The organism is Methylobacter sp. BlB1, assembly GCF_015476545.1.
Taxonomy (GTDB): Bacteria; Pseudomonadota; Gammaproteobacteria; order Methylococcales; family Methylomonadaceae; genus Methylobacter.
On the sequence record NZ_JADMKV010000046.1, the window covers coordinates 1 to 18463 of the forward strand.

The following is an 18463-nucleotide window of genomic DNA, read 5'->3' on the forward strand; positions in this document are numbered from 1 at the left end:
GCAACGACAAAGTCCCTCGGTAATTAGTCCGTCAGTTTCCCTCGGTAATCACACCAATCCGACGCTTTCCAATTTGGATTGATGTCATAGTTTGCGGATAGGGTTGGAGCAAACCCAAGTCGAAAAGGCATGAGAGCGGGACTATACGCAACTTCGTATAAAAATATTGTAAAAATTTGCCCTTCCAACAGAACAGTTTTTCACTTAAGTGATCGATACTATGCGCTCTCTTAAACTGTAACCGGCCCTGACTTTCCAGAGTTCAAATTCAAGATAGCAATGGCAGTTGAGTACCTGCTCGGAAGCCAATAAGAGCCAATTGAATTTAAACAAACCTTGGAAATTCTTCAGGAGATAGCTTTATGGCATTTAGCAGACTCTTCTTGATCTTCTTTGGCATTCTGGCCTATACAAATCCGGCAGCCGAACTGCTGGCGGGCGGTACACCATCAAGCAACTACAAGCTTCCCAGCGACAAAGAGATGCTTGAGTCGTGCAGGCAGGCAGCCCTCGAAGCTGTTCCCGGAAAGGTCATATCATTCCAGATTCACAATGTTCCAGAAGGGTTTCATTATCGGTTCGAGATTGAAGCTCAAGACCAGATTGTCTGGGAAATGGTGTGCGATGTGGCCAGTCAGAAAATTATCCGGACTCAACGACAACGGGAGTTGAGATAGCGAGTCCCTTAGCTTGCGTCACTTTCAGTTCAATAGTGCATTTCTGCTGATTTTTATGGGTTCTTTACTTCCTAGCCGAATTTTTTTACGACTTTTTTACCGGTAGTTCCTATACATTGCCCAACAGACGATCAAGGTCGGGCGCAGCGTGGTAACGGGCGCCCTAACCATAAACCAAGAGGTGTTACAGATGGACATAGGCTATTTGATATTGACGGCAGTTTTCTTCGCGGGGACTGGAATGCTGGTTGCTGGCTGCGAGTCGCTAAGGAGGCAATCATGAGCTGGATTTATTGGTTGAGCAGCGGTTTGGCGCTCGCCGTGTTTGTCTATCTGGTCGTGGCTTTGTTTTATCCGGAGAAATTCTGATGACGGCGCAAGGTCTTCTGCAGATTGCTATTTATATTGTCGTACTGCTGGCTCTGGTTAAACCGTTGGGCGCTTATATGGCGCGGATTTATCAGGATCAGCCAGCCGGGCTTGAAAACCGGCTTTACCGGCTCTGCGGTATCGATGCCCGGCAGGAAATGAGCTGGGTGCAGTACGCCCTTGCCTTGCTGGTGTTTAACCTGCTCGGTTTGCTGGCGGTCTATGCCTTGCAGCGCTGGCAGGATGTGTTGCCTTTAAACCCTCAAGGTCTGCCGGCGGTCAGTCCCGATTCGGCATTCAATACCGCTGCCAGTTTCACTAGCAACACCAATTGGCAGGGCTATGGAGGCGAAACCACGATGAGCTATCTGACGCAGATGCTGGGCTTGACGGTACAGAACTTTTTATCGGCAGCCAGCGGCATGGCCGTATTGGTGGCGCTGATTCGCGGCTTTACCCGCCGCAATAGCGAGAGCATCGGCAATTTCTGGGTGGATATGACCCGCAGCACTTTATACATTCTGTTACCGTTGTCGTTTGTGCTGGCGTTAGTACTGGTCAGCCAAGGCGTAGTGCAGACGTTTAAGTCGTATCAAATGGTTACGATGCAGGAAGCAGTCAGCTATCAACAGCCCAAGCAGAATGCTGCCGGCAAAGCCGTGACCGATGCCGCTGGCAAGCCCGTTACCGAAACCGTCAAAACTCAACAGCAAACCCTGGCTTTGGGCCCTGCGGCTTCGCAAATTGCCATCAAGGAGTTAGGCACCAACGGCGGCGGTTTCTTCAACGTCAATTCCGCCCATCCTTTCGAAAACCCGACCCCGCTGTCCAACTTTCTGGAAATGCTGGCGATTCTGCTGATACCGGCGGCGCTGTGCTACACGTTTGGCGTGATTGTCGGCGACACCCGACAGGGCTGGGCTATTCTGGCGGCGATGACGCTGGTGTTCGTGGCGCTGGTGTTCGTCGCCGTGCCGGCCGAGCAGGCCGGCAATCCGGCACTGGCAACGTTGGGTGCCGATCAAACCGCGTCAAGTCAACAGGCCGGCGGCAATATGGAGGGTAAAGAAACCCGCTTCGGCATCGTCAATTCGGCCTTGTGGGCGGTGGCGACCACGGCGGCTTCCAATGGCTCGGTCAACTCCATGCATGATTCGTTTACGCCGATTGGCGGCATGGTACCCATGTGGCTGATGCAGCTTGGCGAGGTGATTTTCGGCGGCGTCGGCTCTGGCCTGTACGGCATGATCGTGTTCGCTATCGTGGCGGTGTTCATCGCCGGACTGATGATAGGCCGTACGCCGGAATACCTGGGCAAGAAAATCGAAGCCTACGAGATGAAAATGGCCGCGGTGATCATTCTGATTCCGCCGTTGATGGTGCTGGGCGGCACGGCGATGGCGCTGATGCTGGATGCCGGCAAAGCCTCGATCTTCAACCTTGGCGCCCACGGCTTCAGCGAAGTGCTGTATGCCTTCTCATCGGCAGGCAATAACAACGGCAGCGCTTTCGGCGGCTTATCGGCCAACGTGCCGTTCTACAATCTTATGTTAGGCCTGGCGATGCTGTTTTCGCGCTATTGGCTGATCGTGCCGGTCTTGGCAATTGCAGGTTCCTTGGCCGCCAAAAAGAGCGTGCCGGCAGGGGCTGGCACCCTGCCAACCCATACGCCGCTTTTTGTGGTGCTCTTGATTGTTACCGTGGTGATGGTAGGGGCGCTGACCTTTGTGCCGGCGTTGGCGCTGGGGCCCATTGTTGAACAGCTGCAAATGACCGGTCATCACTAATTTCGCTACAGGTAACTTTATGACCAAGAAAACCTCTACCTCCTTAATGGAGCCGCAAATTCTGCAACAAGCCCTGATCGAAGCGTTCCGAAAGCTGACGCCCAGGCAACAATGGAAAAACCCGGTCATGTTTGTCGTCTACCTCGGTAGTCTGTTGACCACGGTACTGTGGCTGCAAGCGCTGAGCGGCGAAAGCCAGGAGCCGGCCGGTTTTATCCTGGCCATCACGCTGTGGTTGTGGTTCACCGTGCTGTTTGCCAATTTCGCCGAAGCGGTGGCGGAAGGCCGCAGCAAGGCGCAGGCGGCGTTTCTGCGCACCGCCAAGCGCGACATCGCCGCCAAAAAGCTCGATGAGCCACGCTACGGCAGTAACTATTTCAAAGTCGCCGGCTCGACGCTGCGCAAGGGCGATGTGGTGCTGATCGAAGCCGGCGACTTCGTGCCCGGCGATGGCGATGTGATCGAAGGCGTGGCTTCGGTTGATGAAAGCGCTATTACCGGCGAAAGCGCGCCGGTGATCCGCGAATCCGGTGGCGATTTCAGTTCGGTGACCGGCGGCACTCGGGTGCTGTCCGACTGGCTGGTCGTGCGCATTTCGGTCAATCCCGGCGAGACCTTTCTGGATCGGATGATTTCAATGGTGGAAGGCGCCAAACGCCAGAAAACGCCCAACGAAATTGCGCTGACCATTCTGCTGGTGGCCTTGACCTTGGTGTTTCTGATGGCGACCGTGACGCTGCTGCCATTCTCGCTGTACAGCGTCGAAACGGCCGGCACCGGCCAGCCGATCAGTATTACCGTGCTGGTGGCGCTGCTGGTATGCCTGATTCCCACCACGATCGGCGGTCTGCTGTCGGCTATCGGTGTGGCCGGCATCGGTCGCATGATGCAGAAAAACGTCGTCGCCACGTCCGGCCGGGCCGTGGAGGCGGCCGGCGACGTCGATGTGCTGCTGCTGGACAAAACCGGCACCATCACGTTGGGTAACCGGCAGGCATCGGCGTTCACACCGGTCAACGGCGTCAGCGAAAGACAGGTCGCCGACGCCGCACAACTGGCATCGCTGGCTGATGAAACACCGGAAGGCCGCAGTATCGTCGTGCTGGCCAAACAGAAATTTGGTATCCGCGAGCGCGATGTGCATTCCTTGGGCGCCACCTTCGTGCATTTCAGCGCCCAGACCCGGATGAGCGGCGTCAATCTGGAAGGACGGCAGATCCGCAAGGGTGCCGAGGACGCGATTCGCGGCTATGTCATCGAACAGGACGGCCAATTTCCGGATGAAATTCAGAAAATGGTGGTCGATGTCGCCCGCCGCGGCAGCACGCCGCTCTTGGTGGCGGAAGGGCCGCTGGTATTGGGCGTGATTGAACTGAAAGACATCGTCAAAGGCGGCATCAAGGAGCGCTTTATCGAACTGCGGCAGATGGGCATCAAAACCGTCATGATTACCGGCGACAATCGCCTGACCGCCGCTGCGATTGCCGCCGAGGCCGGCGTCGATGATTTCTTGGCCGAAGCCACGCCGGAAGCCAAACTGAAGCTGATTCGCCAGCATCAGGCCGACGGCCGTCTGGTGGCCATGACCGGCGACGGCACCAATGATGCGCCGGCGCTGGCGCAGGCTGATGTGGCGGTAGCGATGAACAGCGGCACCCAGGCCGCCAAGGAAGCCGGCAACATGGTGGACCTGGATTCCAACCCCACCAAGCTGATCGAAATCGTCGAAACCGGCAAGCAGATGCTGATGACGCGCGGTGCGCTGACCACCTTCAGCATTGCCAACGATGTCGCCAAGTATTTCGCCATCATTCCGGCCGCTTTCGCCACGACCTATCCGGCGTTAAACGTACTGAACGTCATGGGGCTGGCCACGCCGGACAGCGCGATTCTGTCGGCGGTTATTTTTAACGCCCTGATCATCATTGCCCTGATTCCTTTGGCCTTGAAGGGCATCCGTTACCGGCCGGTCGGCGCTGAGAAGCTGTTGCAAAACAATTTGCTGATTTATGGCGTCGGCGGCCTGATTGTGCCTTTTATCGGCATCAAGGCGATTGATTGGTTGCTGGTTGCCATGAAGCTAGTGTAAGGAGATTAGACATGACAAATTACTTAAAACCTGCCGCGATACTGCTGTTGTTGCTGACCTTGGTCACCGGTGTGATTTACCCCGCTCTGGTTACGGCACTGGCCCAGTTGTTCTTTACCGAGCAGGCTAATGGCAGTTTAGTCAAGGATGAGCAAGGGCAACCGATAGGGTCGGCCTTGATCGGTCAATCGTTCAGCGATCCTAAGTATTTCTGGGGACGGCCATCGGCGACTGCACCGTATGCTTATAATGCCGCTGCGTCGTCCGGTTCCAATCTGGGGCCGACCAATCCTGCGCTGGCCGATGCGGTTGCCGCCAGAATTCAGGTTCTGAAAAAGGCTGATCCTGCCAACAAAGCGCCAGTGCCGGTGGATCTGGTGACGGCGTCCGGCAGCGGGCTCGATCCGCACATCAGCTTGGCTGCGGCGGACTATCAGCTCAAACGCATCGCCAAGATTCGAAAAATGGACGAAGCCAAGCTGCGCGAGCTGGTCAATGCCAGTACGGAAGGCCGGCAGTGGTCTGTGTTCGGCGAGCCCAGAGTGAACGTGTTGAAGCTGAATCTGGCATTGGATCAAGCCGGCCTTTAGCTGATGAAGTGCACTCACCATACGCGAGATCATCACTATGAATAGCGGACGCCCGGATCCCGATCAACTGCTGGCCCGCGTCGAGCGCGAAAAGGCCAGAGCCCGGCGCGGACGCCTGAAGATCTTTTTCGGCGCGGCGGCCGGGGTAGGCAAAACTTACGCGATGTTATTGGCGGCCCGGGAGCGGCGAGCGGAAAATCTCGATGTGGTGGTCGGCCTGGTCGAAACCCACGGCCGCCAGGAAACTCAGGTTTTGCTGGAAGGACTGGAAGTGCTGCCTCCCCGGCAAATCAGTTATAAAGGCACTACGCTTCGTGAGTTCGACATCGATGCCGCGTTGAAGCGACGGCCGGCTATCATTCTGGTCGACGAACTGGCGCACACCAACGCTCCCGGTTCCCGGCATCCCAAACGCTGGCAGGATGTGCACGAATTGCTGGACGCCGGCATCGACGTCTATACCACGTTGAATGTCCAGCATGTAGAAAGCCTCAACGATGAAGTCGGCCAGATTTCCGGGATACGGGTCTGGGAAACCGTGCCGGACACCGTGTTTGAAAGTGCCGACGAAGTCGAGCTGGTGGATTTGCCGCCTGATGAGCTGTTGATTCGTCTCAGGGAAGGCAAGGTTTACCTGCCGCAACAGGCCCAGCAGGCTATCCAGAACTTTTTTCGCAAAGGCAACCTGATTGCGTTGCGGGAACTGGCTCTTCGGCAAACCGCCAGCCGCGTCGACGCACAGATGCTGGATTACCGCGAAGACCACGCCATTCGCGACATCTGGCAGGTCAGCGACCGCATTCTGGTCTGCATTGGCCCCAATGCCCTGGCCGAGCGTCTGGTGCGGGCCGGCAAGCGGCTGGCGGCCAGTCTGCGGGCCGAATGGATCGTTGCCTATGTGGAAACGCCCCAACTGCAACGGTTGCCGGCCGAAAAGCGCGATGCGGTGCTGCGCGTGTTGCGCTCGGCGGAACAACTTGGCGCCGAGACGGTGACCCTCAGCGCGCCCGACATGAGCGAAGCGATCATCGATTTCTCCCGGGAACGGAATGTCACCAAGATTGTGATGGGCAAACCGACCCGCAGGAACTGGAGGCGTTGGCTGTTGGGATCGGTAGTCGACAGGGTTATCGGCGAGGCCCACAACATCAATGTCTATCTGTTGGGGAGCCCGCGCGGCGAGGAGAAAGAGCAGGAAGTGTCACAATTCAACCGGGCGCCGCTGCCTGGCCTTATAAACCGATGGGGGAAAAAACGCAAAGACCGTTACCGGGGTTATGTTTGGGCAACAGTGGTCATTGCGTTTTGCTCGTTGCTGGCCAAGATCATGTTCGGCCGGTTTGAACTGGCCAATCTGGTGATGGTTTACCTCCTGGGCGTCATCTTTGTGGCAACCCACTTCGGAAGAGGGCCTTCGATCTTGGCTTCCATTCTCGGAGTCGCCGCTCTGGATTTTTTCTTTGTCACGCCCTATTTCACCTTTTCTGTGTCCGATGCCCAATATCTCATTACCCTAGGGGCAATGCTGGCGGTGGCGATGGTGACCAGCAATCTCATGGCGAACGTTCGCTCTCAGGCGAAAGTCGCAGCTCACAGAGAACGGCGGGCGTCGGTGTTGTACGCGATGAGCAAGGAACTGGCCGCCAGCCAGACCGAAGAAGAAATCGTCCGTACGGCTGTGCAGCATCTGCATGCGGAATTCGGCAGCCGCAATGTCATTCTGTTTCCGGACCATAATGGCCGCATGGTTTACCCCAGGCAAAAGGCCATTGCCGAATCATTGCAGGGAGTCGATCTGAGCGTCGCGCAATGGGTTTTCGATCATAACGAAATGGCGGGGCAAGGTACCAATACTTTGCCGGGGGCTGAAGCCATTTATTTCCCTATCCATGACGGAGAGAAAGTCCTCGGGGTGCTGGCTCTGCTGCCGGTCAACCTGCGGCGGGTGTTTCTGCCGGAACAACAGAAATTGCTGGAGACCTTTCTGCGCCAGATCGGCCAGGCAGTAGCACGCCTTCGATTTACTGAACAGGCCAGAACCACGCATTTGCAGATCGAGGCGGAACGCCTGCGCAATTCGTTGCTCAGTGCCATCTCCCATGACTTGCGCACGCCGCTGGCCACGATCATCGGCTCGGCTAGTACCCTGGTCGAAGGCGATCATCACTTGCAGCCGCAGGACAAAATCGAACTGAGCCGTGCCATCGTCGATGAAGCCGAGCGCATGTCGAATCTGGTCAGCAATATTCTGGACATGGCCCGGCTCGATGCCGGGGTGGTGGAGCTGAACAAACAGTGGCATCCTGTCGAGGAGATTATTGGCACGGTCTTGACCCGCTTGCAAAAACATCTGGCAGGGAGACCGGTAAAGGTCAAGATGCCGCCGGGTATGCCGATGGTCTTTGCCGACGCGGCGCTGATCGAACAGGTGCTGATTAACCTGCTGGAAAATGCGGTACGCTATACGCCGGCGGGTAGCGATCTGGACATCAGAATCGAAACCAGCGCGAATGCGGTGGAGATCGCCGTCGCCGATCGCGGGCCAGGTATCCCGAAAGGCCGGGAAGACCGCCTGTTCGAGAAGTTTTATCAAGCCCGCCACGAAGCCGCGCAAAGCGGAGCCGGATTAGGATTGGCAATTTGCCGGGCTATTGTCGAAGCTCACGGCGGCTGCATTCGCGCCCAAAACAGGCCGGGTGGCGGTGCGGTGTTTACGTTTGTGTTGCCAATCGATCAGCCGCCGCCGGTCGCGGAGCCGGAAGAATAATGCAAACTTATAGTACAGCGAGCTATGGCTAAAACCGATCCCGTGATTATCGTTATCGAAGACGATCCGTCCATCCGTCGCTTTCTGCGCACAGGGTTGAACACGCAAAGTTTTTCGGTATTTGAAGCCGATACCGGCAAGCAGGGCATCGTCGAAGCCGGCATTCGCAAACCGGACCTGGTCATATTGGATCTGGGCCTGCCCGATATGGACGGTGTCGAGGTGATCAAGGCCATTCGCGCCTGGTCAGCTATGCCGATTATCATTCTCTCGGCGCGCAGCAACGAGCAGCATAAGATTGATGCGCTGGATGCCGGCGCTGACGACTATTTGACCAAACCGTTCGGTTTCGGCGAGCTGCTGGCACGGATACGGGTGGCCCTGCGGCATGCGCTCAGATCACAGGAACAGCCGCAAGACGGCGTGTTTGCCACCGCCAACCTGAAAGTGGATTTAAACAATCGGGTGGTCAGCGTCGACGGCCGGGAAATCCATCTGACCCCGATCCAATACCGGCTGCTGGCGGTACTGGTCAAACATGCCGGCAAGGTTCTGACTCATCAACAGATTCTCAAGGAAGTCTGGGGGCCGTCTTATCAGGAAAACGCCCATTATCTGCGCATTTATATGAGCCAGCTGCGCCAGAAACTGGAAGCCGATCCTACCCAGCCGAAATTTTTGTTGACCGAGTCGGGTGTGGGTTATCGGTTAAAAGTCTGGGGCTAGCGCCAAAAAATCAAAAAATGGAATTCCATTGCCGCAGGGAAATGACGAGTTCTAATTAAACTCCAGTTTCAGTAATACACTCGCCATAATGAAACAGCCGGTAATGACGCGGGGTCAACGCGTGCCATTGTTCGTCGCTAGTCAGAGGCAGTGTCGCGATCACGCTTACGATGTCATGCGGCGTGGTTTCCTGGTGAAAGTCGATCACGACATCTTCGTCAATGAGCCGCGCTTTGCCGAATGGCGCGCGCCGCGTGATCCAGTGCAGGCTTGTGCTGCAATAGGCCAGAAGATAACGTCCGTCCGACAGCAGCATATTGAAGATGCCGAATTCGTTTAATCGGCCGCAGAGCTCGCCAACATGCTGAAACAGGGCTTTCATGTCGGCCGGCTTGCGCGGGTATTTGCGGTCCAGTTCATTGAGCAGCCAGCAGAAGGCGGTTTCGCTGTCCGTGTCGCCGACCGGCCGGTGCTTGCCCGGCTTCAGCAGTTTTTCATAGCCCGACAGCTGGCCGTTGTGGGCGAACGTCCAGAACCGTCCCCATTGCTCGCGCGTGAACGGGTGCGTGTTCTCGAGGGCCACATGCCCCCGGTTGGCCTGCCGGATATGCCCGATAACGGCGCGGCTTTTGATCGGGTAATCCTGCACCAGCCTGGCGATCGGCGATTCATAGCAGGGCATGGGGTCTTTAAAGGTGCGGAACCCCTTGTCTTCATAAAACGTGATGCCCCAACCGTCGCGATGCGGGCCGGTGCGTCCGCCGCGATGCATGAGGCCTCTGAAACTGAAGCAAATGTCGGTCGGGACATTCGCGCTCATTCCCAATAATTCACACATGTCAACTTCTTAAACGGTCATGACTCTTGCCGTTATTAGACGGCAGCTTATGAGAATAAATTCAATAAAGACCACCGTATGTCAGAGTCCTTTGGGTTGGATTTGTGATGGACAACTGCCCGTTCTGAGCCGTCTCGTAAAAACCGCCCTGGACCAGATCGAATCCGGCCTGAGCGGCCAGCGCAGCCTGTTCCTTGCGCTCGATTTGCTGCAGAATGGCTTGTCCTGCCACCGAATCGGCCAACGCTTTCAGGTTTTCCAGGGCCTGGAGCACGGCGACGCCGTCCGTAGCGGCCCGGTCCGGTTTGGGCGCGTTGATGCGCAGGTAATCCGGCGCCAGTTTGGTGATCAGATCGCGTACATTGTGGGCGGCATAGAGCGAGACGAGGTTGAGCGCTATGCGGTAACCGCGGTTGCGATAATTGTTCAGGCCTTCAAGCAACCGGGCGGGATGCAGTGAATAGAAGTTGTTGACGGTCATTGAAATCACGACATTGTGCGTGGCCAGTCCGCACTTGACGATGACTTCCTCGAAATACGCGCCGTGATCGCTTTTGACTCCGAAGATATGCCGGGGGTCAACTTCCAGCACCAGCACGCCGTCGAAATGCGTGACAGGCAGATAGTTCAGCATGTGCACTGTGCGGCATAGGCGGTCGAGATTGATGATGGATTCGAAGTCGACGGGCTGTTTTACCGCGTCAGTCAGCAGATTTTCAATCTCAAACGTTTGTTGTTGGTGGCTTTCGTAGGTTGAAACGGAAATCTGCGCCGCATGGCCCGCAATTTCTTCCGGACGGTCTGCATGACGTATCGGCAGGAAAATGCTGCCGATACGGATCGGTCCGAACAGGCCGTTGATCTTGCCGTCTTCCAGAATAAAAGTCCGGACACGAGAGTGATGCTCATGTTCGAACCTGTCATTGAAGTATTCCACTAACTGTTGTAAAGGCATAAACTTGTCTCTTCGCTAAATCGGTCCAATCAATCTAAAAAAAAGGCGGGCCGAAGCCCGCCCGGAAACGTCCATGGCAAGAGGAGGAGCGACCCGTACGTTCCTGTGTATCGAGTCTTAAGCACTGTTGAATGACACTTGCAGGCATCAAATGGATAAGCGAACCATTTTGTCTGCTGTTGGAACCTATCTTAAGTCGCCTTTTATTTTTAATAAAACGATAAGATTAGATTTATTTATCTAAAAATTTGATAAAATAATCACTCGACATCGTTCTTACGAATCAAAAATGCAATGAATTTAAGTCAGATTGAATTGCTGCAAATCCTGCAGGAAACCAACTTAAACCTGTCCAAGGCGGCCGAAAAGATGCATGTTGTGCAATCGGCCGTCAGCCGGCAGCTGCAACTTTTTGAAAGCGAGCTGGGCTCGCCCTTGTTTGAACGCAGAGGCAAAAAGCTGATCGGTTTGACGCCGCTCGGCCGCCGGGTCATGGAGGAAGTCACGACGATCCACCAGTCGAAACAGAACATTCGCGCGCTCGCGGCCGATTTTCTGGACAGCAACAGCGGCACGTTGCATATAGCGACCACGCATACGCAGGCAAAATACTTCCTGCCCAATCCGATCCGGCGCTTCCGTGAAAAATATCCCGGCGTCAGGATCTATATTGTCCAGGCCTCGCCCGAACAGCTGATTGACCAACTGCATGCGCATAAGGCCGATATTGCGATCTGCACCGAGAAAGTCGATGAAGACGTCGAACTGGTGCTGAAACCCTGCTATCAATGGCACCATGCGGTCGTCATGCCGCAGGGCCATCCGCTGAGCACGGGCGAGATCACGCTGGAGCGGCTGGCGTCCTTCCCGATCCTGACTTACAGTTTCGGATTTACGGGCCGGTCGAACATCGAACATGCTTTCAAGAGCGAAGGTCTGGAGCTCGACATCATCCTGGCCGCGGCCGACACGGATGTGATCAAGACCTACGTGCGCCAGGGATTGGGTATTGGCATCATCGCGGGCATGGCCTATGACGCGCAGGCGGATAAGGATCTCGTGGCCAGGGATTTATCGCACCTGATTCCGCAGTCAACGACCAAGATCGCCTATCTGAAGCAGAATTATCTGCCGATCTATACGCAGCATTTTATTGCCGAGTTGCTGCAGGCGGCGGGAGAAATAAAGCGTTAATGATATAGGTGCGAATGAATTCGCACCTACAGCGGGTTCAGTTATCTGAGCGGATACAATGCCAACGGGACGGCATGGGCCAGCATGTGTTCCTGTCTAAAGGAACTGCGCTCGCTGCATAGGGCCGCGATCAGCGCCGCCAGCTCGGCAGATAGGCCGGTTTTATCGGTGCTCAAGAGATATGCCATGGCTTCCCCTTGCACATCAAAGCCGTTGCGGCTGGCATATTTGCTTTTTAAACATGACGTCCACATCGTCTTGTCAGGCCCCAGCCAGTGTGAGGCAGCAGGCATCGTCAATGCAATTTCAAGCCCTTTAGGGTCCATATCGCTGAATGCGATGACTGTTTTGCCGGCTGCACGGCGGCGCAATAAATCATGACAGGCATCGACTCGGGCGCCGGTTGCCGAATCGCCCCGGTAGATCCATAGCGCTTCATGCAACGGGGCCGGCATGATGAATTCGGCGCAGCGCGACATGATTTCCAGGTTCTCGACCACGACAAGGCTCGCATGGCCTATCTCCGTGATGCCTGACGCGAGCGCCGTCAGCCCGGCCGAGGCTATGAACGGTGCCTGTAAATCGAAATGCCGGCCGTTCAGCTGTAGCTTGCCGGCAGGACAGTTGAGCAGCACATGGTCATGGCTGGCCGGTTTTCGGGCCAGTTTTTCGTTGGGGTGGAGCCGGGCGGTATCGGTGCGGCGATCGGGCAAATCATTGACGTAAAAAGGATCTATACCCAGCTCGGCTTTTACGAGACTGCGCAGGGCGGCTTTGTCCTGGGCGGTAAAGACCAGTTTGCCGTTCCGGCTATGCCCGCACCGGTATTTTTCCAGCGCTTTGCGGCCGAGGATGCTGTCGGATCGTATCGTCGTTTCAGCGGGATTATCGTAAACCAGATCGCGTATCCAGCGGTATAGGGACCGGTTCATATCAACGCACCCGCCGCAGCCGGATTTCCGAGATCAGCTGATTGCCGGTAAAGCCCGGCAATGCATCGCCCTGCATCTCCAAGGCAATGGCTGCGCGTATGCGCTGGGGCAGGCTGCAGTAGTGCGCGAACACGATGTTCAGCCACAAGTCCGGCGCGATAGCCAGGTCGTGCTGCTGCCAGTAGTGCAAGGCCGATACCTGACGCCCCTGCTCCTGCAAGGCCGATGCAAACAGCGTTTCGGTGTGCTCTTCATAGAGATCGCGCAGATAATCGATATGGCCGGTATCGGCCTGGCCGACCGGCGCCGAGGCGCGGTTCATGTCGACCAGCGGCGTAGGTCTGGTCTGCCGTTTCAATTCGTGGATGATGTCGACGAATTCGGCCTGCAGGGCGGCGCGGGTCGTATCGAGGCCGGCTTTCAATCCCAAATCGGGGCTGCGGTTCAGGATGGCCGGCACGGCCGGTTCATCGGCCCAGGCCAGCGGGCTCCATTCGGGGTGTTGCTTCAGGAAGCGCGCCATGGCGCGGGTCCGGTTCGCAGTTTGCTCCTGCTGTCTCAAGGTGAACAGCAGTGTTTTCATGCGACCGACAATGCTGGCCAGGCGCTCGACGATGCTTTTGTACTGGTCGACGAAACGAATGATTTTGCGCGACAGTTCGGCCGGCGCGGCCCAGTTCAGCCATTCGTAGCAGGCTTCCAGATTGATATGGCTGAGCTCCTCGACCAGCTGCTGCGCATAGGTCAGCGCCCGCTCGTTTTCACGGATCTTGCTGGTCAGCGAACTGACGAAGCCGAACTGGCTGGTGATGGCCGAGAACATGACGCTGATGCTGTTTTCGAGCAGTTCCAGCGATTCGTAGAGCGTGTCGTCGATCTGTTCCAGATGATACCGGGCCTCGTCTTGCTCGTTGCTGTCCAGCGCAGCGCGGTAGGCGGCGATGTCCTCCTCAATGCTGCGGATCATGCGCGCGATGTCGGTGTTCTGCCGGTAGCGCGCATTGCGTAGCAGCAGCCGGTCGATCAGGCGCTTGACGTCGGTCGTGAGCCGGTATTCATCAGCCTGTTCGGACAGGCGCAGGATGCCGGATTTTTTCAGGCTTTCGATGGCGCCGGCGTTCTCGTCATCGATGAACACGGCGCCCTGAATATAGGCCTCGGCCAGCAGCTCATCGGAACTGCCGAGTTTCCTGATCAGCGCCGCGACCTGTTCATGATCGAAACTCATTCAAACAGCTCCGCCTGTTCGCCGCTGTCCTCATCGGCCTGATCCAGTTCCAGTTCTTCGGCATCGTTCAGAAACGCGATGACCTGATGCAGGTAATCCATCTTGCCGGTCACGAGATAAGTCGAGCTTTGCGGATTGGGCTTGACCAGATAGCCGCTTTGCTCCAGCTTTTGCAGCACCCACAGCAGTTGTTCGGCGACGTTGGTTTTGGCTGTACGGAAGAACGGCATCTGAGTCAGGCGCGCCATTTGCTCGCACAGCGACGGCTCGGGCTCGATAGCCCTGAGCATCTGATGCAGGCGGATCTCGTCGCGGGCGCGGACCGGCCGGTCAGAACCCAGGGCCGTCATGACCAGGTCCATCCATTCGACGACCGGCCGCAGCTGCGAGCGGATTTCCGAGAAGGCTTCGCGGATCTGGCTGCGGTTGGTCTCGTCGATGACGGCGTAGCCGGCATAGAACGCTTCGCCGCCGTCCAGCGTGCACAGCGCCCGGTCCAGCGGCGCGAGATAATCCGACACTTTCTGAAAATTTTCCTGATGGCGCAGGTAGCCGTATTCGTCGGCATACGCGGTCGGGCAGATAAATTCGCCGCGCAACAGCGCTTCAACGACGCGTTTAAACATGGCTGGTCTCCCGGTGGGTCATGGGCGTCAGCAGCGCATCGAGCTTGCTGGCCGGTATCGCGACTTCGTGCAGTTTCTGCCTGTCGATCAGGTAGCGCCGGTCGAACAGGCTCAGCACGTTGCGGTCGGCTGTCGGGCTGGCCGAGATGATGCGGATGTTCTGGTGGCTCAGCATGGTCATCATGGCCTCGATATTCTCGGGCGCCAGATCGCCCAGCTCGTCGATCGGCCAGCAAACCACAGTCTGGCTCTGCTTGCGCAGCATGGCCGTCACGCCGGTGAAGAACGTGATCAGCGCCAGATAGGACAAGCCCGTGGAGCTGACGTCCTTGAGCTCCTTGGCGTTGCGGGCCTGCTTGGTATGGCCGTTTTCAGAAATGGTGAATTCGATGTCGAACAGCGACAAATGCCGGATTTTGATGCCGTCGGCCGGCAGCAGTGCCGTCAGCGCCGTCATGGCTTCGATCAGGGAAACCGGGATGTCGCTGTCGCCGGTCAGATCGGCGTGTTCGCGGTAGCGGCCGTAATTGTCGCCGAACTGTTTCAAAGCCTGCCAGTAGTCCAGATCGCTCATTTTCGAGCGCACGGTGACGGTGATCTCGCCCAGCGCCGCAAAGTGCTTTTCCTGGCTGACGTGTTTCGACAGCAGGGCGCCGGTCGATTTGATGATGCGTTCGAAGTTGCGCAGATGCTGGTAGAACGCGTTCACGTCCGTGGCATGCAGCTCGATCTGCTGGCTGGTCGCCTGCTTGACGTTGGCGACCATTTTCAGCACGTCTTTCAGCGGCTGCTCGATCTCCAGGCCGTTGTGCGCAGAGTCCGCCGCGGCTTCCAGCGCCCGGTTCCAGGCTTCGGCCAGCTGGCTGCGCTGATGCGTGTTGAACAGCTGGACAATGGTCTGCCGGCCGTTCAGCAGCGTCTTTTCCAGGCTCCGGCGTTGCTGGCCGAAGCTCTGGGTCAGCCTCTGCAGCGTGTCGGGCGCGTAATCGCGCAATGCCTCGTTGATGACCGGCGGGTGGTTTTCCAGCTGACTGATCGCGTTGTCGAGTTGCGCCAGTAGGCTTTGGGCTTTCTGCAGCGCCTGCTCCTGCTGGTAGATCAGGCTGTTGAGCTTTTCTTTGTTAGCCTTGAAGTCGCGCTCCATTTGCGCGATTTCATCTTTCAGCAGCGCCTGTTGCTGTTGGCACTCGCTGCGTTGCCGGCACAGTCTGGCGTGCTGTTGCCATTGTTCATCCAGCCAGCGCTGGTACTGCTCGGCCTGTTCCTGAAATTTTCTGGCCTGTTCCTCTTTGGCTTTCAGTTCTTCCACTTGGCGGCTCAGCTCAATGATCGTGTCATCGGCGCCGCTCTCTTTTAAGTCGGCTTGCAGGCGGGCTTTGATGCGCTGCTGCTCGGCCTGATAGCCGTCTTTTTCCTGCTTGATCAGATCCTGTATGGCCTGGAGCCGGTTCTGGGCATCGGATTCGATGATGGCCCGGCGGACCAGATGCTCCTGATGCAGTTGGGTTTGACCGGTGCGGCTTTCTTCGGCGACGGTTTGCAGATCCTTGTCGCAGCGCTTGATTTCGGCTTGCAGGATGTCGATGGTGTGTTGGATGCTGGCACGCGCTTTTTCGATTTCGGCCTTGGCCTGATGAGTCAGGCTTTGCTCCTGCTCGCTTAGCGTTTCTTCCTGCTGGCGCGCGCGTTGCGTGTGGTGCTCGGCCTTTTGCCGGTCCTGGCGGCTTTGCTCCAGTGTGGCGGATGCGGCGCCGAGACTGGCTTCCGTGCGCGTGATATCGGCCTGGGTTTCCTCGATCTTTTTGAACAAGACCTGTTCTTCGGCCTGCAGGGCCGCTTTGGTGGCTTCCAGTTCGCGGCCGGCCAGCGCTTCGAGATCCAGGCTGAGTCCGTAGAAGCTGGGCTCGATGCCGGGCATGATGGTCGGGTTCAGGCCTTTGTGCTCCAGCAAGTCGGGGGCGATGACGCGGCCGATCGTCTGTTGCCAGCCGTCGACTTCCTGCTCCAGAAAGTGTTGCAGCGTGCCTTCGGCCGGCTGCAGCCGCTTCAGGCAGGTTTCATGCTGCTGCTGGTACTGCCGCAGCTGCGCCTTCTTGTTCTTCAACCGGGTTTCGATGTCGTGGAAGGCTTCGCGCGCGGCGTAGTAGGCCTTGTCGGCGGCCTGCTGCCCGTCCACGGCCTGCCTGATGGCCTGGCGTACCTCGGCCAGTTCCTGCCGGGTCTTTTCTATCTGTTGCGCCAGCGCTTCGGGCATGGGCACATGCTGGCGCTCGCTTTGCTTGACGGCGCATTCGGTCGTCAAGTGCGCCTTTTGCTCTTTGAGCGGCTGTGTGCGGGCCTCGCTGTCCTTGGCTGACTGTTCCCTGCGCTGCTGGTACTGGGTTTCGGCTTCTGCCAGCTTTTTCTCCCTGTCCAGTTCTTCCGTGGCGCGTTGCGTGTCAAATGCCTGCAACTGATGAGTGTGCCGGTGCTTCAGTTCTGTCAGCTGATGTTCGTAAAGCGTCTTGATGTCTTTGGTTTTGCTTTCCAGCGCTTCGATTTCCTGCTTTTTCAGCGCCTGCTGTTCGCGGTATTGCCCGAGCAGCGCGCCCTTGATCGCGAAGGTTTCGGCATCCTGCTGCTCGTACTGCTGCTTTTTGTCTTCCAGCGCATGGATCTGGAAATCCAGGTCTTTGATCTGCTGATTTAGCTGTCGTAAGGTTTCGTTTTTGGGTTCCTGCTGTCGGGCAAAGTCCAGGCCCAGTTGCTGCAGCTGCTTTTTAGTCTCGTTGATCAGCTCGCTGCCTTTTTCCAGTTCGGCCTGGGCCTTTTTGTGGCTGTTGCGCGCCAGAAAATGGATGTGAGACAGTTCGCTGTGGGTGTCTTTCAGCTTTTCTGCGGCCTGCAGCAGTTCGTCGAAATAATCGCGCCTGGCTTCCAGCGACCGCGCGGCGCTGATGTCGGCCAGCCAGCCGTCGATGTGGCTTTTGCTGAGCTGAAACGGATTGCGGCGCTGCTCCTGATCGAGTAGGCTTTGGCTGAGCCGGTCGCGCGAGATGTCGACCAGCATTTGTTTGATGACTTCGAAATCGCCGATTTTCTCGACTACGGCGCCGATGACTTTTTCCATGTGTGTGACCGGCGAGGAGGCCATCGAAAAACGCCGTTGCAGCGCGCGAATCCATTTCTTGCCCGAGTTATGGTGATGCTGGATGACGCTGCAGTAGTCGTCAACGCCCATGATGCGCGAAGTCTCGACAGGCTTGTTAAGCTTGTACTGGCGTTCGACGGCGGCGCTGTCGCGCGGCAGGCTGTTCTCGTCGATATAACAGTCACGTTCGTAAGGCGCGTCGATGAATTTGTAGCGCGCGGTGCGCCCGTCGCTTTGCACCATGACATGGCAGACCTGGCCGAAAGGGCGCTGGTATTCGTAAATCAGGTAACTGCTGGCACGCGGCAGGTAATGGTCGATGAAGCTTTTTTTGCTGCCCGTGCTGCCGACGATATTGCTGGGCCTCTCGCCCCAGAACAGCTGCATCAGGCGCAGAAAAGTCGTCTTGCCGGCGCCGTTCGTGCCGCTCAGGCTGGTGTGCCCGTCCACGTTCAACAGCACGGTCTGCCCGGCCCAAAAGCTGTCGATCAGGACAATGCTGGTTAATTGATAGGTTGTCGACATCGGTGTCCTTGAGTTTTTGAAACGTAACTG

The 18463-nt window shown here is 57.0% G+C and carries 14 protein-coding genes; 8 read left to right on the forward strand and 6 right to left on the reverse strand.

The genetic code is table 11. The annotated features are described in order from the left end of the window. Window positions 1–362 precede the first annotated feature (362 nt). The 7 genes from IT781_RS15655 (at window position 363) to IT781_RS15685 (ending at window position 9005) form a co-directional block, all read left to right on the forward strand. Window positions 363–677: a PepSY domain-containing protein gene (locus IT781_RS15655; protein ID WP_194971115.1), complete on the forward strand. Its 315-nt coding sequence runs from the start codon at window positions 363–365 to the stop codon at window positions 675–677. 279 nt (window positions 678–956) lie between these two features. After that, window positions 957–1046: a potassium-transporting ATPase subunit F gene (locus IT781_RS15660; RefSeq protein WP_194971116.1), complete on the forward strand. Its 90-nt coding sequence runs from the start codon at window positions 957–959 to the stop codon at window positions 1044–1046. Beyond that, window positions 1046–2833 (forward strand): potassium-transporting ATPase subunit KdpA, encoded by a 1788-nt coding sequence (gene kdpA / locus IT781_RS15665; RefSeq protein WP_194971117.1) that lies wholly within the window; start codon window positions 1046–1048, stop codon window positions 2831–2833. The genes IT781_RS15660 and kdpA overlap by 1 nt, the downstream gene beginning before the upstream one ends. 19 nt (window positions 2834–2852) lie before the next feature. After that, window positions 2853–4922: a potassium-transporting ATPase subunit KdpB gene (gene kdpB / locus IT781_RS15670; protein WP_194971118.1), complete on the forward strand. Its 2070-nt coding sequence runs from the start codon at window positions 2853–2855 to the stop codon at window positions 4920–4922. An 11-nt stretch (window positions 4923–4933) separates the two neighbouring features. Beyond that, window positions 4934–5512, forward strand: coding sequence for a potassium-transporting ATPase subunit KdpC (kdpC, locus tag IT781_RS15675; protein ID WP_194971119.1), 579 nt, complete (start codon window positions 4934–4936; stop codon window positions 5510–5512). 37 nt (window positions 5513–5549) lie between these two features. Next, window positions 5550–8279: a sensor histidine kinase KdpD gene (locus IT781_RS15680; protein ID WP_194971120.1), complete on the forward strand. Its 2730-nt coding sequence runs from the start codon at window positions 5550–5552 to the stop codon at window positions 8277–8279. A 24-nt stretch (window positions 8280–8303) separates the two neighbouring features. After that, complete coding sequence (locus IT781_RS15685) at window positions 8304–9005, forward strand: response regulator (RefSeq protein ID WP_194971121.1); 702 nt, start codon at window positions 8304–8306, stop codon at window positions 9003–9005. A 55-nt stretch (window positions 9006–9060) separates the two neighbouring features. Here the strand turns inward: IT781_RS15685 and IT781_RS15690 are convergent, their stop codons facing one another. Then, window positions 9061–9843 carry a class II glutamine amidotransferase gene (locus IT781_RS15690; protein WP_194971122.1) on the reverse strand — a complete coding sequence of 261 codons (783 nt, stop codon included), beginning with the start codon at window positions 9841–9843 and terminating at the stop codon, window positions 9061–9063. Window positions 9844–9904: 61 nt separating this feature from the next. Beyond that, window positions 9905–10798 (reverse strand): hypothetical protein, encoded by an 894-nt coding sequence (locus IT781_RS15695; RefSeq protein WP_194971123.1) that lies wholly within the window; start codon window positions 10796–10798, stop codon window positions 9905–9907. A 294-nt stretch (window positions 10799–11092) separates the two neighbouring features. On the opposite strand from IT781_RS15695, the gene IT781_RS15700 reads away from it, so the two are divergent. Next, a complete protein-coding gene (locus IT781_RS15700) occupies window positions 11093–11992 on the forward strand; it encodes a LysR substrate-binding domain-containing protein (protein ID WP_194971124.1) in 900 nt (299 codons plus the stop codon). A 41-nt stretch (window positions 11993–12033) separates the two neighbouring features. Here IT781_RS15700 and IT781_RS15705 read toward each other — a convergent pair whose 3' ends face one another. Genes IT781_RS15705 through IT781_RS15720 form a run of 4 tightly spaced genes read right to left on the reverse strand, consistent with a single transcriptional unit; the run spans window position 12034 to window position 18433 of the window. Next, the gene (locus IT781_RS15705) at window positions 12034–12924 is read right to left on the reverse strand and encodes a hypothetical protein (protein ID WP_194971125.1); all 891 of its coding nucleotides are present in this window, start codon (window positions 12922–12924) and stop codon (window positions 12034–12036) included. Window position 12925: 1 nt separating this feature from the next. Continuing rightward, window positions 12926–14152, reverse strand: a complete 1227-nt coding sequence (locus tag IT781_RS15710; protein WP_194971126.1) for a hypothetical protein — start codon at window positions 14150–14152, stop codon at window positions 12926–12928. Continuing rightward, window positions 14149–14778 carry a hypothetical protein gene (locus IT781_RS15715; protein WP_194971127.1) on the reverse strand — a complete coding sequence of 210 codons (630 nt, stop codon included), beginning with the start codon at window positions 14776–14778 and terminating at the stop codon, window positions 14149–14151. Before IT781_RS15715 ends, IT781_RS15710 begins: the two co-directional genes overlap by 4 nt. Continuing rightward, window positions 14771–18433 carry an ATP-binding protein gene (locus tag IT781_RS15720; RefSeq protein ID WP_194971128.1) on the reverse strand — a complete coding sequence of 1221 codons (3663 nt, stop codon included), beginning with the start codon at window positions 18431–18433 and terminating at the stop codon, window positions 14771–14773. Before IT781_RS15720 ends, IT781_RS15715 begins: the two co-directional genes overlap by 8 nt. Window positions 18434–18463 lie beyond the last annotated feature (30 nt).